Origin of the sequence: Rhodococcus sp. FH8 (assembly GCF_019266085.1) — a bacterium.
GTDB classification, from domain to species: Bacteria; Actinomycetota; Actinomycetes; order Mycobacteriales; family Mycobacteriaceae; genus Rhodococcus_F; species Rhodococcus_F qingshengii.
This window is the reverse complement of record NZ_LPNQ01000017.1, coordinates 1-1,618: the sequence shown is the minus strand read 5'-3', so window position 1 is coordinate 1,618 and position 1,618 is coordinate 1. Positions and strand designations below refer to the sequence as shown.

Annotated in this window: 1 protein-coding gene; it reads left to right on the top strand. The window is 60.8% G+C overall.

The window, feature by feature from the left end; all coding sequences use genetic code 11:
* Positions 1-9 precede the first annotated feature (9 nt).
* A partial coding sequence (locus ATN38_RS00110) for a condensation domain-containing protein (protein WP_256931485.1) occupies positions 10-1,618 on the top strand: 1,609 nt, incomplete at its 3' end.

Here is a 1,618-nt window from a genome sequence, read left to right as displayed (position 1 = left end):
GTGGAGGCGTTGGCTGCTCGTTTGGGTTCTCATGTCGGTGGCGGTTCACGTGCGGCGTTGACTGCGCAGGTGCGTCCGGTTCGGGTTCCGTTGTCGTTGGCGCAGCAGCGCATGTGGTTCCTCAACCGATTCGACACCGATTCTGCTGTCAACAATGTCCCTGTTGCCGTTCGGCTCACGGGTGCGCTCGATCTGGCGGCCCTGAATTCTGCAGTTCACGACGTTATCGGCCGCCACGAGGTTCTGCGCACGGTCTACCCCGAGGTCGACGGCGTCGGCTACCAGAAGATCTGCTCGGTAGAAGATGTCTCGATCGATCTCGGCGCAGAACGCGTCACAGACGACCGAATCCAGGCGGAGCTGTATTCGTTCTTCGCCCAGGGCTTCGATGTCACTGTCGAGGTTCCGTTGCGCGCCAAGCTTTTTCAGGTCGCCGATGACGACTTCGTGTTGTCGTTCGTGATGCATCACATCTCGACCGACGGCTTCTCGATGGGCCCGTTGACCCGCGACGTCATGACCGCCTACTACGCCCGAACCAACGGCCAGGCTCCGACCTGGACGCCGTTGCCGGTGCAGTACGCCGACTATTCGTTGTGGCAGCGTGAGGTTCTCGGGTCCGAGGACGATCCGCAGTCCATGATCGCGAAGCAGATTGTGTTCTGGTCGGATGCGTTGGCTGATCTTCCGGAGCAGTTGGATCTGCCTGGTGATCGTCCGCGTCCCGAGATTGCTTCAGGGCGCGGCGCCAATCACAGTTTCACCATCGAACCGCAGCTGTGGTCTGAGCTGGACGAACTGGCCAAGGCAACGAACGCAACTCCGTTCATGGTTGTTCACTCGGCTCTGGCGGTGCTGTTGGCACGACTGTCCGCGACGACCGACATTGCGATCGGTGCCCCGATCGCGGGTCGTGGTGAAGCCGAGCTCGATGACGTGATCGGTATGTTCGTCAATACCTTGGTGCTGCGTACCGAGGTTGATCCGTCGATGTCGTTTGCCGAGTTGTTGGCGTCGGCGCGTCAGGTGGATTTGCAGGCGTTCGCGCATGCGGATGTTCCGTTCGAGCGTGTGGTGGAGGTTCTCGATCCGGTTCGTTCGCAGGCTCGTCATCCGTTGTTCCAGGTGGCGTTGACGTTCCAGAACCTTGGACAGAGTGCTCTCGAACTGCCCGGACTCACCGCCGCTGCTGTGGAATTCGACGCAGCACTGGCCAAGTTCGATCTGCAATTCACACTTGAAGACGCCGCTGACGCCGGTATGTCCGGCACCCTGACCTACGCGACGGATCTGTTCGACGCGTCGACAGCGGCCGAGTTCGCTGATCGGTTCGTGTCCGTCCTCCGTGGCGTTGTCGCGAATCCGGCCGCTGCCGTTGGCGACGTGGATGTTATGACCGCCGGTGAGTTGGATCGCGTTCTGTCATGGAGCGACACGGGTGTCGACAGTGGTGTGGATTCGACGTTGTCGGCGTGGTTCGATGATGCTGCTGCGCGGTTTGGTGATCGGGTTGCGGTGCGGTTCGGTGGCGAGTCGTTGTCGTATGGTGAGTTGTCGGTGCGGGCTAATCGTTTGGCGCGCAGGTTGATTGCTCAGGGTTGTGGTCCGGAGTCGTTGG